Raw genomic sequence first — 16,369 nt, forward strand, 5'->3', positions numbered from 1 at the left:
TTATGAAATGTAGCGTGTTTGTGCACTAAAGTTAGCAAATAAATCACAGATAGAAAGTTCGCAAGGACCTTTGTAAGTAGTCTAAAACCAAGCAATTAATCATACGCGTTGTTGTGCTTTCGCTATTTGGCTATTTCTTGTAAATTACTTTACCATTAAAAATAGTCATGACGATTTCAGTATCTAAAATCTGATTTTCTTCCACGGTCATTAAATCTTGATTGAAAATTGTAAAATCAGCAAGCTTACCACTGCTAATAGAACCTTTAATGTTTTCTTCGAAGGCGCCATACGCAGCATCTAAAGTGTATGATTTTAAAGCCTGCATTCGTGTCATTTTTTGTTCTGGCTCATAACCGCCTTCAGGAGTTCCTTTAAGTGTTTTTCGGCTTACGCTAGCATAGAAACTAGCAATAGGATTAAGAGGTTCTACAGGCACGTCCGTTCCATTAACAATAGGAACGCCACTCTGTAATAAATCTTGCCACATGTAAGCGCCATCTTTAATTCGTTTTTCACCTAAACGGTCAATGGCCCAAGGTCTATCGGAAGACAAGTGTATGGCCTGCATTGCAGGAATTACATGCAGTTCTGCAAAACGAGGAATGTCATCTGGATGTAAATGTTGTGCATGTTCAATACGGAATCTATGATCGGTATCTAACATATTTAATTCTTTTAACGCTAATTCATATTGATCCAGAATTTCTCTATTAGCACGATCTCCAATAGCATGCGAACAGACTTGAAAATTGTTTTGAAGTCCTTTTATTGCTACTTCTTTTACAATGTCCATAGGAAGCGTTTCATGGCCATAGTGACCTGGGCGATCTGTGTAAGGTTCTAAAAGCCAAGCACCTCTAGCACCTAAAGCACCATCACAACTTAATTTAATAGAACGTATAGTAAAACGATGATCTGGATCTATCCTCGGACCTTTTTCTAACCATTCGTTAAGTAGTTCTTCACCACCTCTTAGCATGGCATACAATCTAATATTCATTTTTCCGGCCGATTTCATGTCATCGTAGAGTGCTATTGTATTACTTGAAATACCTGCGTCATGAAAACTAGTGATACCATTTTTATGACACGCTTCCATAGCTAGATTAAAAGCTTGAATGTTTGTTTCTGGTGTCTCTTCTGGGATATACTTGTAAATCATAGATATTGCATGTTCATTGAAAATACCTGTTGGCATACCAAATTGATCTACAATAACTTCTCCTCCTTCCATATTATACGTCTGGATTCCTTCTTTACGTAAGCCTTTTAAACCTGCAATTTCCATAGCCTTAGCATTTGCGAAGCCTGCGTGACCACTTGCATGACTTAAAAAAACAGGATTATCTGGTGATACTTCGCTTAGTAAATGATGCGTCTGAAATCCTTTAACGGTGTTTGCTGGCATACTGTCCCATTTGCTTTGGTGCCAACCTCTGCCAAGAATCCATTCGCCTGGTTTAGACGTTTTAACTTTCTCAGCAACAGCGTCTACAATATCTTGATAGCTGCTTGTATTCATCAGGTCAAGCTCTAATTCATTATAGCCTAAGCCCATAAAATGACCATGACCTTCAATTAAGCCAGGCGTCATCGTCTTACCTTCTAAATTTATAAGTTCCGTTTGTTCGTTTTGATAGCTTTTGGCTTCCTCAAAACTTCCAGCAAAGAGAATTTTATCCTTTTTTGTTACAACGGCCTCTACTGTTGTCTGTATAGAGTCTACTGTATAAATGGTTCCTCCATGAATAATTATGGTGCCAAATTCTTTTTTATTATTAGCACATGAACTTAAAAAAAGACAGGCAATTATTATGTTTAATTTGTAAAATCGTAGTGTCATCATAGTTGTAATTAGTTTTAGTTAATTAATGCTCATCCTATAACTTAGCTAGAGTAGTAGAGAATCTGTCGTTTTGTCTTCCTTATATCTATTACTAAATCAAACACTAAGCCTTGCGTAATTTGTATTTGAAGTCGTTCTTTTTTAAAGAATTTTATCATTGGTTAGCGGTTTCTGATAATTAAGCACTAAAAAGCATACAGTTAGTATTAACTATATATCTTTATTATGGTATTAAAACTATTAATTTTTTAAATGACTCAATATGAGTACATAAGCTATCATATTGAAATTCTTTAGGGAAGAAAATATGTTTAAATATATTAAAAGTTACTTAAAAAAGTAAACGAAATAGAATTTTTCTATAAACCGAGGTTATTTTAAGAAACCCTTTAAGAGGAGGGAAGTTGTTTTTTGTTACACCTATGTTCGTTCAATAATTCGTGGAATTGAGCCATTGTCGCAGCACCACAAATTGTAAGGAATTAAGAACCAAAAATGGTTAAAAATTTTCGTGAATAAATATATTCCAGCTGTTCTAATTGTTAGAGCTGTTAAAATTCGGTTTGTCATTAACTTTCGGTTTTGGTCATATGTTGCACAATGTTTATGTGTAAGAACAGTTAGGCGTTTAAGCAGCTAAATTTAGCAAAAATGAAACGAAGCAAAGGGAAAATTTAAAGAATATCAAATGTAGACAAGAACTAAATGATTATTTTCAAAAGTATTAAGTAAGCAGGTTTTTTAAAAAGGTAACTCTTCTGTTAGGTATTCTACCATATCAATAACGTCATTTTTTGTATTATTAGTTAGTTTAATCTCCTCAGAGTTCATTATATAGTCAATTAATTCTTTTTTGTAGCCATCAGACTTAACTTTCCAAATATCTTTTAAATCTTTTTCCTTGCAAAACCTATCAAGAATAGTGTCAATTATTCTTGAATCTATTTCTTTGGCATCAAAAAACCTTAGTAGAGTTTGGTTCGTATATTTTGGTTTTGGATTAATAGTTTTGATTCGTTCTTTTATTTCATTAAGAGAGTCTATTATATATTTTTCAGAAGAAATATTTGTCCGTTCCAAAGTTTGAACGTTATATTCGCCAAAGTGTTTTAAAAAAGTAGTGTAATTAGGGTTATCCTTAGATTCTTTGTAGGTGTTTTGAATTTTCTCAGCTAAATTTTTTTTAAAGCTTTTAATTTTTGAAAATCTCAAATCTCTAGGGTAAACTAAATGTTCTATTACTGAGGTGTCAAAGCTGTAATCCGTCTTATCATCCTTTATTATTATAGTTGGCTTGTCAAATGCTAATCTAAGACCTAATTCAAACATGACATTTGGGTTTTTACCACTTACATCACAGACCACTAAAGGATTTTTATAGAGGTTTTGAACAATTCTTTTTTGAATAACACCAGTATCTTTTCCATTACTGACTAAGTTAGGCTCGAAATTGGAATCATAAATACTTTCGCAAATGATACTATAAACTTCTTTCCAGTGATCAGAACTACACGCGTCACATTCTGAAATTGGCATAACTACTCCACATTTTTCAATCATTTTATTTTTATTTTATTAAATTATTAATTTTAATCGATCATATAATTGTTTTTTTACTTGTCTAATTGAAACAAGAACTAAGCAATGAAATATGCGCGTTCTTATCATTTTGTGCTTGAATAAGGTGTTATAACAAAATACATTTTTTTTTAAATATAAACTACCTGTTTTTGCTTTTTATACCCCAAAAATCATAAGTCATTGTATAGGGACATTTTTTTTCACAAGTTGACGCAACTTCAAAACATTGTTCCCCAGTTATATCCACAACTTGGTTCTGGCAAAATGATAAATAAGTACAAGTCTCTTTACCTGTTAGCACTCTGTCTAAGACCAGTTTTTGTCCTACTAACTCTATTAACTCTGGTGAAGTGTCTGGGAAGATATTCTTATGTCCTAGTGTTCTAATATTTGGTGATTTATAATTTTGGAATAATTCTGTTAGAATGTCATATTTATTTAGGGATTCATCAGTTAATATTTCGGCGAAACCTCTAATATTCCCAACGTTAATACTTCTAATATTGTCAAATATAGACTTGAAATATTTCATTTCTGAAACTAGTGAATTCTTCATTGTCTCTTCCAGACTAGCCAATGTTTCAAGTTTTGCTTCATTTAAATTTTCAAATTTCTTTCCATTAATAGTAGGTTCTAACGAGCTATGAATTGATTTGTAAAATTCTAAATCAGTTAATTTTAGATAGTAGTCTTTTCTTGATGAAACCTCGTTAATTAGATTAACAAATGTTTTACCACTATTGAAGCAACATTCGAGTGACACAAAGGATAATAGGATTATTTTCTTAGGTACTTCAATAAGTTCCGGGCATTTCTTTTTACAGATAGCTTCAACTACTAAATATGGTAAAGTATTATGCTCTACTTTTGAATCAAACAATTGCTGAAACATGTGAGCCATACCTTCTTTAACACATAAATTTCCAAATTCTATATTCCCAACTATTGTATTTGATTTGAGAAACTTAATAATAGGCACTTCGGTATCCAAACAAATCTCAATATTATCATATTTAATTGCTCGGCTAGGTGCAGAGTATCCTTTATATTTATCTATCGATGCCTTATTGTTTATAGTTGTTTCTGATAAATTAAAGTCGACAATCGGGATTTCAATATTACTATGAGTTCTTATATATTCTCTTAACTCCAATACTAAACAGAAAAAGCTTTGAGAACTCACTATCCCTACAATAGTTTCGATATTTTGCAGATAATGACAATATTCATGAGCAAATGTGCCAATATCGCTATCTGTCAATTTTGTAAAGTCAATGTCAAAATCCCCTTTTATGAATATTGAAAAAAATGAAGGATAATATTCCCCCCTAAATTCAAAGTTTATTTCCATGTACTATATTGTTTGTAACTGTGACTAAGTTTATGTGTATCTTGGTTAGGCAACTAATTTAGGAAAAGAAAACGAACCGTAGGAAAATCCGTATATTTTTCCAAGTAAGCAAGAATCAAGCAATAATTTTACACGATGTTATGCACTGAAATTTTTTAAATATTTCTTATATTCATTTACAATTTCGTCTTGAGTATTATTGGTCAATTCGGAAATTTTTTCAGGCGTGAAATCTTTAATTATTCTAATCTCGGTTTCTTCAGAATCGAAAATTTCAAAAGCAAGATCTTCGTAAATGACAAATAAGTAAGAACCTATTTTCCACTTTTCTTTGGCTTGTTTATGGTTTAAATGCAAATCATAATGTTGAAAATTGTATTTGACTATTTCGTGAATATTATCCTCGTCATTAAGCCAAAACATTTCTTCAAACATTCCAGTTCCGCCAAGAATATCATAGTCGTCTTTATATGCCTCAAAAGATTTTAATGAAGTATTGTCAACTGAATTTTTTAAATGCTCTAACACTGGATAAATAATAGTTTCATCAAAATCTCCATAATATTCATTTCGGTTTTCAAAAAGATTGAATTGATTGTAAAAATTAAATAAGATAAAACCTATTTCATTCTTATCTAATTTCGCTAAATCAATATTCTCCGAAATCTCTTTTAAAAATTCAAAACTTGGATTAATATTAAATTTAGTTTTGTAGTCTCTAACATCATTAAATAGTTGTTCGTATCTATTGAGTGAAAAATATCGTTCTATAAGTTCAGGATATTTTAAAAGTCTATTTTTTAAGTCTTCTCCCTCAATTATGACTATTTCATATTGCTTTTGTGGTTCAATTTTTTCAAGCCAAGTTCTAGCATTATTTGTTAAATAGGAACTTATGAAAAACACAAGGTAATCTGGTTGTTCAGCATCAGCCCAAGTTATTTTAGAACTAATATCAGCAGGTAGAACACCTCCAGAAGAATAACGTTTACATTCAAAAAACCATTTAGTTTCTAAATTTTTAATCGTATTACGAAAAAAATAATTTCCTTCAATATCTCTTCCATTATCAGCACCTCCTTCTCTCCAAATTAGGTTATGAAAATTATATGTTACTAATAAGTCATAACATAGATTTTCAAATGCTCTTGGTGTTATTTGGTCAAATTTTATATCTTCTAATGTATATTTTAATTACGTGCTGTTTTTTGTGCATAACGTTGTTGTATAAGATTAGTTGCGTTGATTTAGCACTAAATTAAGCAAATAATCACAAATAGAATATTCCGCAGGAATGTTCGTAAATAGGAAAAAGCCTAGCAATTAATTTTATATGGTGTTGTGCGTAGTTTTTTTTCTATCGTATTGATTTTAAAAATTCAAAACCCATATTTTCATAATAAACCCCATTTTCGTTAAACATTTTTGCTGTATTGTCTTGTTCATTTCTTAAAATACATAGTAATAATATAAATAATGATATTTCATTATGTTTTAAATATTTTGCTTCAAGTGGTGCTATATCGAACACTTTTAATGTTTTAAGAGAAAGATTAGAGATATCTTTACTCTTAATATCATTATCCACAACCAAGATTAGGTTTTTTTTTAAATCTCCAATGTCGATGTTTAAATTGTTAAAAGCTGATTCTATTGGTTTACTTATATTGTCTAAAATTGCTAAAGCTATATCTTTTGTAAAAACTAACTTGTTTTCTTTTTCTATTTTTTTAAAAATAATATTTTCAACATTTTCCGTAAATTTTATTTTAGGTTCAGTGCTTGAAATATAATCTAAGGTAAACCCTTTTTCTTCTCGCCAAGTTATTAAATGTATTCCATTCTTAGAATTTATATTAATATTATTATTTACAGATTCTTGAGCATAATCAATACATTCTTTTAAAATAGTTTCGTCATTTCCAATTGTTCTTGTGACAAAAATTTTAGTTGAGTTTGGAGCGAAAAATAGTTTATCAAAATCTTCTTTAAAACCACCGAAGTTAATTTTACTTATTTCACTTTCTAAAACTAAAGGTATGTTAACAACTGTTGTTTTAGATTCATTATATTTTAACTCTGACCAAACTAAATCAAATAACCATTCACCATCGTCTGCTATCTCGTTTAAACCAGATGTATTCACGAAAAAATCTTTATTCTGTCCAATTTTGGTGATAATTTCTTTTAATAATTTTGTCCAATTAGTTTGCCAATTAAGTCCTGAATGTAGCAAATCTGTAAATTCACTTTTTTGTTCATTCAATTTAGTAACTATTTCATTTGCGTATTGCGACATTTTGTTTAATTTTTAATTTTGTTTCGAGTGTTGCTCTAAATTACGCATAACTCATTCATATAACTACTTCAACTATTCATTCACTCCAAAACCATCCCAAACAGCATCATTCTACATAATAGAAAACCCATTGAAGCCATTCGGCCGAAGTTAGTTATTCTTAGTAATAAAAAACATACGTGTTTCTACCTATTTTTCTTAAACTGAAGCTAAAGTACAAAGGCTGTTTTAATTAGTTTTACGGAAAACCGTAATTGGGTAAAATAAATAATAAAAGCAGGTTGTTTTGTTATCGAGGAATTTCAGGGTTTTTTAATCCCTTTTAAAGACGTAATGGCTAATTTTTATAAAAGAAAGCGGTAATAAAATTTTCATATCATCCTTTTCACTACATTTAATCCACAATTAAAACATCTTAAAACATTAAGTTATGGCTAAATCGCAAGATTCAAAAAAGAATGTAAAAAAAGAGGCAACATTAACGCCTAAAGAAAAAAAAGCTGCAAAGTTGGCTAAAAAAGCAAGCAAAAAATAAACAGCTTCATTGTAAATACACTTGAATGGCAAGGTAATTAGCGTTCAAGTTTATTTATCATTCTTGTGGTGTTTCCTACCTTCAAGAAATAAGTTTCGGAATTTAAATTATTTATTCTGAGTACAACTTTAGTGTTAGAGCGAGATATAAATTCAACAGCATTGGATATATCTCTGCCTAACATAGAGTATAATTTTACTTCTTTATTTAGTAAATTTTTCCCAGTAATGGTTAGTTTATTAGCAAACGGATTAGGGAAAATTTGAGTGGCAGTATTCTGTTCAATAGCGTTGGTAACTAAAGTATCATCATAAGCCATCACTTCATCTAGTATCTCGTTAGGTGTACCAAATAGCTGTAAGGCTTCCATTTGGAAAGCTTCATATATATTGGGGTCGCCGTTAGATGGCGCAATTAAGCCTTCATTTCTTATATACAAATTCATTCTGCACCAATTTGTTTTTCTCCAATCGGCAACTATGGTTACAGAGGTTCTTCTATCGTGTGTGTAGTTAACCGTTTTATCGATTCTGCTTTTTCCTAAAGTACTGTTGGTGTTATAATCACTTTCTGGATAAAACCAAGATACGGCTCCCGGAGCATCAGGATCTGATGAGGTAGAAAACACTAAAAAACGTTTTTCTAAAGCGGTGTTGGTGCGTATTGTTATTTTTTTAGAATCGCCAACGGCTGTTACATTTAACGATTGCCAGGCGTTATTGGAGTCTCTCCACAAAATCCACTGGTAACCCAAATCTTTGTTTAGTCTAAACTCAAATTTATGTCGCATTTCGCCCATATCGTTATTGGCACCTGTAAAGGTTTCAAAATCTGGACGCACATTCTCACTTACTTCATGAAATTGAAGAATAAATGATGGATGACGTATATATTCCCATTCTGCAATGTGCCTTACGGTAGATATACTGCCGGTTTTAGTTACATTTTCTATAGAGGTGTTAAAATCTAATTCGCACATTAACTCGTGCCTCATATCGAGCCCGAACTCATCGTAAACATCATCATCAATAATGGCAGGATCGTTTTCATCTCCAAGCGTTTCATTATTAGGGTAAACTAAAGGTGTGTTTTCGGTAAAATCATCTTGAATATAAGAGTGCAACGGAAAACGCTCTACTTCAACTTTATTGGCTGTAGTATTTATATTAGCCAAATGCCCACCCGATGTACTAGAAATTCCTGCTTGCACTGGGTTAAAGTTACTGGTATGGAAATAGCCTCTAAGGGTTTTTGTGCCTCCAGAACCAAATTTAGGAAACGGATCTAGATTTGGGCCACCAGGTGTTAATTCGGTAAAGGTAATGTAGCCGCCACCGTTTTCATTTAAACCAATTTTTTCGCCATTTGGTAAGGCTAAAAAATGCTGTCTGTCTCCTGTAGTATTGGTATAGCCAGCAGGCGTATCGTCTACAAATGGGGTAGAAGGCCCAAGCCACCATTTTATTGGGTTACTGTAAATGAATAGATGGTCTATTTCCGATGCAAACGTTGTGTTACTATCTGTAAAAGCTTCGAGGTTTATGTTTTGTGCCGTGGTATTATCTGGTAAATTGAGCGTGAATGCGTTTGCGGCATCGTTTTCTAGCATAAGTGTTGCACTACTAGAACAGCTATCTAAGGCCAGAGAATAGGTTATCCATTGGTTTATTGTAGGCGCTGAGGTAATAAACTCTAAAGTGTTTGTGCTGTTGGCATAATATATGCCCGATGAAGTAAATTGTAGTTCTACTTTTTTTGCACCCGTAAAAAGGGAGAAGCTGAGTTTATCGGTGTCTCCGGAATATTGATTGACTCTAACCCTGATGTTTATTTTAAAAGCACATGGGTTTAAATCCATGTAGCCAAAATCGTTGTAATTGATGCTTAACGTTTCGTTTACAGGTTTTAACTCTAGTGCATAGTTGTTTTGAGCATCTTGTTTGTATAGATTGAATTTACTAGAATCGTTGATATTAGTGCCTGTCCAGTTTTTTAAACCGTCGTTATAAGTATCGTTAACAAAATTGAATCCGTAAGAAGAATAATCTGCTCCAAATTGAGAAAAACAATTTAAGGAACATGTTAAAATCGCTAAGAGTATAATGTGTTTCATGGTGAATTGGGATTTTATGAAAAGCAGATACTGTTTTATAATTAAAAATGAAACTAACCAAAAGCAACTGATATTCAGTCGGTAAAAGTAATGAATAGTAAGATGAAATGAAATAGGAGTGGTGTTTAAAATGAAAAATCTCACATAAAATAATTATGTGAGATTTTTGATGTTCGATTTTTAAGACGGTTTTAAGGCGCCTTAATTGAATGTTTTTTATAAGGAACTGTACCTAATTCGTCCACTTCAATGCCCCATTTTTCTATATAATGAGCTCCTGGTAAAAATTGATCGTCATTAGCTTTTAAGCGTGCCATTAATCGTTTGTCTAAATCGGATTGTAGTGTGGCAAACTCGGCTTGGTTTACTAAATTATTAATTTGGTAAGGGTCGTCTATGTTATTGAATAGGAGCCAAGGCCCATTTAAATCTTTTACGTATGTATATTTTTGAGTCACTAAACCTCGGTATTCTCTACCGTGGCGTTTTGGTCGGTTCCATTCTCCAAAGGGGTGCACACAAGTTATTATGGTTTCTTTACCAACGGTATCATCGTTACCTTGCATATAAGGTTTGTAATTAATACCTTCAATAGGTTCTGGTATATTGATGTGGCATAAACTTAATAGGGTAGGTAGAACATCTTCGGAATTTAAAATAGCTTGACGTTTACCTGGCTTTATACCTAAAGATTTAGGAATGTGAACAAGCATAGGGACTCTAACCGATTCATCAAAAGGTTGTTGCTTTCTATAAGCCCCTTGTGAACCTAATAAATCGCCATGATCGGATGTAAATACAATGATGGTGTTGTCTAATTGGTTGTTGTCTTTTAAATTCTGAATTAATTTCCCAACCATATCGTCTAACGCAACAATATGTGCATAATAACCTGCTATATCTTTCTTTACTTTGTCTGCTATGTTTTCTGGTACATTAGGACGTAATTTCATGTCGTCCGGATTAAACATATCTCTATATTTTTTTGGAGCAGAACCATAAGGGTTATGGGGAGTTCCCCAAGAGAGCATTAATAAAAAAGGATTATCATTTTCTTTTTTTGAATTCATATAATCAATCGCTGCGTCTGTTTGTTCGAAGGTATCATAACCATCCCATATTTTAGGTGTTGGGTCGTCGTTATCATAATAGGTTGAACTGTTGTAATTATGAGTACATTCGTTAGCCATCCAAAACTGGAAGCCTTGTCTTCTGTTTCCGGGTGGAATAAAACTTTCTCTTCCATGCCCATCGATATGCCACTTGCCAATAAATCCGGTATGATAACCTGCTTTATTATATATTTTTGCCATGGAAACAGCATTAGTGTCTAGTTGTACATCGTTTACAAATACACCATTTGTTATTGGCCGTTGGCCTGTGATAAGTGAGGCTTTAAAAGGTGTGCAAACTGGCATGCCAGATACAGCATTTTTAAAGTTGACGCTTATAGCTTCTAAATTATCGAGGTGTGGCGTTTTTACATTAGGGTCGCCAGCATAACTTGTAGATTGCGCTCTAAGTTGGTCGGTTAAAATAATGAGGACGTTGGGTTGTTTTTCTTCGGAAGGAATATCTTGCTTTTTAGATTTTGAATTGCAGGATAATAATATAAGTGTTAAAAGAATGCATAAGGAGTGTTTCATTTTTTACTTGTTGTGTTTTTGCTAGGTTAAATTTGATTGAGGTTTAAATTTAAAATTTTTAAAATAAAAACACCCGATAAAAATGATATTTACCGGATGTTTCTAAAACTAACTATTTAAAATGTACTGATAATTATCTGCCTTCCCAACCTGGGTTTTGTTCCCAAATAACATCTTTATTACGGTCTATTACCGTTTGCGGAATAGGGAATGTATTAAAGTCGAATGTTAAACTGTTAACTTGATAATCGTATCTAGCATATCTTCTAATACGATCTGAAGCAATGTTGCCGCCCATACGTAATAGTGTGTTCCATCTACTTTCTTCTACAAATAATTCTCTAGCTCTTTCATCTAAAATAAAATCTATGTCTACCATAGCAGCAGTTGCTAATACATTACAATTTGCGCGTTGTCTTATTAAATTAATATCATCGGCAGCTAATTGAGTATCTCCTTTTCTTAAGTGTGCTTCAGCTCTTAAAAGAATAGTTTCTGGTAAGCGAATTACATAACGATCTCTCCATATATCTTCTCTGCGTTCTCCATCATCTAGACCTTCAAATTGATCTGTAGTTAACTTTTCAAAAATTGGGAAATATGCGCCATCGGCTAAGCCTAAGTTTGCTTCATCTAAAACGTTTTGAGGTACTACTTGTCCAAAGTTAGCTGCACTAGGGTCGTTGTATAAAACAGTACGTCTAATGTTACTTTCTTCACCACGCATATCACCATCAGAAATGCTAGGTTCCCAAATAATGGTTTCTGTTAACTCTGTAGGTCTAAGGAAAGCAACGCCTCTTCCTCCAACATCTTCTAGCTCGCCTATAACACCTTCTATAGCTCTCCACACTGGACTAAAATAATAAGGGTAACGTAATCTGGCACCATTATCTCCAGCTTTGTAAGCTTCATAATCAAATTGATGCGTCCAGATACTTTCTGTGTTTCCATCGGCATAATTTTGATTGTTCAATCTAAATAAATCCCAGTACACGTTTTTTCCAGGCTCATCGGCTCTAGAACCAAAACGACTTGTCATTAAAGAATAGACACCACCATCAATAACATCCGAAGCATATTTTATGGCTTGATCATAAGCAAGGTTGTCATTATTCTCAATACCAACACCTAGGTAAAACTCGCTTAAATAATGCTGTGCAGCACCACGAACTACGCGTCCTGGTTCGCTTGTTATTTCTGGTAAATCGTTTAAAATAGATTCTAAATCATCGATAGCAAATTGATAAATTTCGGCTCTTTCAGCTTGTTCATAATCAAACCTAACGGTAGTTGTTGGTTCGTCTACAATAGCAACACGACCAAATAATTGTGCGGCTTGGCCATGTGCTTTTGCTCTAAAGAATTTGGCTTGTGCAATGATATAACTTCTAGCGTCTTCACTTTCAAAAGTAATATCGGTTTGTTCTGCTAAAGAAAGCACAAGGTTTGCTCGCGATATCATTTGATAAAGCTCTGAATATATCGTGTTTAAACGTCCTGCTCTTGGTGTAATTGTAGAGTTGTAATCACTAAAATTCGTGTTTTCTCTAAAAGTAGGCACGGTTAAAACATCTGTACCTTGGCCATGCATAACACGACCTTGGTTATTATCTACATACGATCTTAAGGCGCGATCTTGTTGGTACATGGTGATTAATACCTGATCTACTTGAGTACCTGAAGTAAAAATATTATCTACCGTTAAAAAGGTTTCTGGCGGCGTGTCTAAAAATTCTGCATCATTACAACCCGTAGTTAAAACCACCAGGGATAGTAATAGTAATTGTTTTATATAATTTATTTTCATGATATTTTTTTTAAAATTAAAAACTAAGGTTAACTCCAAAAGTGTAAGCGCTCATAACAGGGAACGTTCCGCTTAATGCTGCAATTCCTCTTTCTGGATCTCCACCACCAAACCAATTTGTAAAAACTAATGGGTTGTCGGCACTTATGTAAAGGTTTAAAGAACGAATGCCTACGTTTAATTTGTCTAAAATATTTTGATCAAATTGGTAAGATAAGTTTACGTTCTGTACACGTACAAAACCTCTAGATTGGTAACCACTATAACGACTATCATTAAAATCTGGACGTAGGTTAGTGGTACTTTGGTTTTCTGGTGTCCACCAATCTCCATTTTCTATATCGTTAAAATCAAATCGGTTTTGAAAAGAATTACTTCTAGGGTTTGCACCAATAAAGTAGTTTTCACTTCCGCCACCAAATGTGCCATTAACTAACATGTATAAACTTAAGTTTTTGTAAGTAAATGTGTTAGAGAAACCCATTCTGAAATTAGGTACATTATACCCTAGAATTTTACGGTCATCACCAGTAATACCAACCTCACCATCTAAATCTCTAAACATTGGATCTCCAGGTTGTGCTCCATTATCTGCGATGTACTGTGTGTCACTTTCTTGTACAACACCAATGTACTCGTAACCATATTGCGCACCTAAAGATTTACCAATAAATAAGCTGTTAGAAATATCATCGTCTTCTAGACCATCTCCATCTATATCGTCTCCGTAAAGCGTAACAATTTTGTTTCTGTTATTCCAATAGGTTAGTGTAGAAGTCCATTGAAACTCTTCGGTATCTATATTTTTAGTTCGTAAAGTCATTTCTAGACCACGGTTGTCTACTTGCCCTAAACTAGCTAATATGCTAGAGAATCCACTTGTAGTAGGTATTACTCTATTAAAAATTTGATCGCGAGTTTGTGAGAAATAAACATCGGCATCAAAGAAAATACGGTTATTTAAAAACGCTGTATGCACACCTAAGTTTAATGATGTAGTTTCTTCCCAACCTAATTCGAGATTACCAAGACCAGATTGCGAAATACCAAATTGACTTACAGAAGGATCGTCTCCAAATGAATATCTAATATTACCTGGTTGTCCTGCACTTACTGGTGATAGTGTTTCGTACGGATCTAAACCTTGGTTACCATTTAAACCGTAAGAAGCATTAATTTTTAAATAATTTAAAACGGAATTATCTTTTAAAAAGTTTTCTTCGGAAACTGTCCATGCGCCTCCAACAGACCAGAATGTGCCAAATCTTCTATCGGCTCCAAAAACGGAAGCTCCATCGCGTCTAACAGATCCTGTTAAGTTGTATTTACCAGCATAACCATATGATAGGCGACCTAAATAACCAACGTTAGATCTTTCTGCTAAACTATAAGAATTTGTAACGGTTGTTGCGAAAGGCACACCTTTAACACCTAATGTTGTGTTACCAAGTGCAGCAAAATCGGTTCCTGATACGGTAGAGAGGTCGTTTACTCTGTAATCTCGTGTTGCAACAAAAGTGGCATCAATATTATGTTCTCCAAAAGAGTTGGTGTAACTAATAATATTATCGATCACATAGTTTCTATCGGTATATCTAGAGTTGCTACCATTAGCTTGAGATAGGTTTGCTTGTATAGATTGTTGAGAATATCGATCAAAATATGGCGTATTCTCTGAAGGAAGTGCTATAAAATAATCTTCATACTGAAACTGATCTACACTCCTGTTTTGTTGACTTAATGAATAATTAAGTGTATATTTTAATCCTTTTACCCAAGGTATTTTGACTACAGCATTAGCAGCAAGTCTAAAATAATTTCTTTTATCAAAATTTTCTTGAGTTCCATCGGTACCCCAAAGTGGGTTAGGTACATTGTTAGCCGTTGGGTAACGTTCTAAATCTGTAGAGGTGTTAGAGCTTGTATTAAAAGGTTGTCCATCGTAACGGTATGGGTAACCAATTGGAGCTATTTGAAATGCTCTACCTACGTCGGCTGTTACACCCGAAAAATCACTGTTTGTGTATGATCCGTCTAGACCTAATTCTAACCAATCTGTTATATCTGCTTGTAAACGTGATCTTACAGAAATTCTATTAAATTGGTCGCCAATAATAACACCTTCTTGCTCTTCATAACCTCCAGACATGAAATAATTAACTTTGTCAGATCTTCCAGAAATAGAAACATTATGTTTCTGTATTTGTCCGTTTCTAGAAACTAAATCTAGCCAATCTGTATCTACACCTTCGTCTTGTAATACACCTCTATATTCTTCTTCCCAAACAATATCATCTATAGAACCGATGTTTTGTTGTGCTATGTATTTCTCTAAATAACGATCTCTATCTAATAAATCGGGTTGATCTTGCCAAGTATTAAAACCTGTAGAGGTAGAGAAATTAATAACAGGCTTACTTGTTTTACCTTTTTTAGTATTAATTAAAATAACACCATTGGCGGCACGAGATCCGTAAACAACAGCAGCCGAAGCATCTTTTAGTATATCTAGAGATGCAATATCGTTAGGGTTTATGTCATTAACACTTCCTAAAAACACAATACCGTCCAATACAATTAAAGGATCGTTATTACCATTAATAGAGTTTTGTCCTCTTACTAAAATAGATGGTGTTGTTCCTGCAGAGTTTTGTGCACCAATATTAATACCTGGTGTAGCACCTCTAATGGCTTGTAAAACATTTGTGTTAGAAGAAAGCGAGATAGGAGAGTCCTCTAATGTAACCCGCTCAACAGCGCCTGTAATGTCTTTCTTTTTGGCTGTACCATAACCAATAAGTACAATTTCATCTAGTCCGGCAATATCTTCTTCTAATGAAACATTGATTTCAGAAGATGAGCTAACAGTAACTTTAGCTGTTCTCATACCTAAGTAAGAAAACACAAGTACATCTCCTTTTTTTGCGGCAATACTATATTTTCCATCAAAATCTGTTTGAGCTCCAGTGTTGCTCCCTTCAACTAAAACATTAACTCCGGGTAGAGTCATATTTTGTGTATCGGTTACTAATCCGGAGACTGTAATCGATTGCGCATTTGCTAATGTAAAAGACATTAAGCAAACATAAAATAACATTAATTTTTTGTTCATAAATCTTGATTTAATTGTGATACTTCTTTAGTTAAATTGGTTGTTTTTTTTGCTTATTTAATGTTTGGAAATG

The 16,369-nt window shown here is 33.2% G+C and carries 9 protein-coding genes; all 9 read right to left on the reverse strand.

Annotated features, from left to right (window positions below; translation table 11 throughout):
- Window positions 1-130: 130 nt before the first annotated feature.
- A complete protein-coding gene (locus tag V6246_RS00830; protein ID WP_341558550.1) occupies window positions 131-1,849 on the reverse strand; it encodes an amidohydrolase in 1,719 nt (572 codons plus the stop codon).
- 741 nt (window positions 1,850-2,590) lie between these two features.
- Window positions 2,591-3,409 carry an RNA helicase gene (locus V6246_RS00835; RefSeq protein WP_341558551.1) on the reverse strand — a complete coding sequence of 273 codons (819 nt, stop codon included), beginning with the start codon at window positions 3,407-3,409 and terminating at the stop codon, window positions 2,591-2,593.
- Between the two features lie 160 nt (window positions 3,410-3,569).
- Window positions 3,570-4,781 carry a hypothetical protein gene (locus tag V6246_RS00840; protein ID WP_341558552.1) on the reverse strand — a complete coding sequence of 404 codons (1,212 nt, stop codon included), beginning with the start codon at window positions 4,779-4,781 and terminating at the stop codon, window positions 3,570-3,572.
- 138 nt (window positions 4,782-4,919) lie between these two features.
- Window positions 4,920-5,954, reverse strand: coding sequence for a restriction endonuclease (locus V6246_RS00845; RefSeq protein WP_341559889.1), 1,035 nt, complete (start codon window positions 5,952-5,954; stop codon window positions 4,920-4,922).
- 184 nt (window positions 5,955-6,138) lie between these two features.
- Entirely contained in the window at window positions 6,139-7,047 is a 909-nt protein-coding gene (locus tag V6246_RS00850) for a hypothetical protein (RefSeq protein WP_341558553.1), read from the reverse strand.
- A gap of 605 nt (window positions 7,048-7,652) precedes the next feature.
- On the reverse strand, window positions 7,653-9,728 hold the full coding sequence (locus V6246_RS00855; protein ID WP_341558554.1) for a T9SS type A sorting domain-containing protein: 2,076 nt from the start codon (window positions 9,726-9,728) through the stop codon (window positions 7,653-7,655).
- 191 nt (window positions 9,729-9,919) lie between these two features.
- Entirely contained in the window at window positions 9,920-11,374 is a 1,455-nt protein-coding gene (locus tag V6246_RS00860) for a sulfatase family protein (RefSeq protein WP_341558555.1), read from the reverse strand.
- A 133-nt stretch (window positions 11,375-11,507) separates the two neighbouring features.
- Complete coding sequence (locus tag V6246_RS00865) at window positions 11,508-13,184, reverse strand: RagB/SusD family nutrient uptake outer membrane protein (RefSeq protein ID WP_341558556.1); 1,677 nt, start codon at window positions 13,182-13,184, stop codon at window positions 11,508-11,510.
- 16 nt (window positions 13,185-13,200) lie between these two features.
- Complete coding sequence (locus V6246_RS00870) at window positions 13,201-16,296, reverse strand: SusC/RagA family TonB-linked outer membrane protein (protein WP_341558557.1); 3,096 nt, start codon at window positions 16,294-16,296, stop codon at window positions 13,201-13,203.
- Window positions 16,297-16,369 lie beyond the last annotated feature (73 nt).

It is taken from the genome of Algibacter sp. TI.3.09, assembly GCF_038154905.1.
Taxonomy (GTDB): Bacteria; Bacteroidota; Bacteroidia; order Flavobacteriales; family Flavobacteriaceae; genus Algibacter.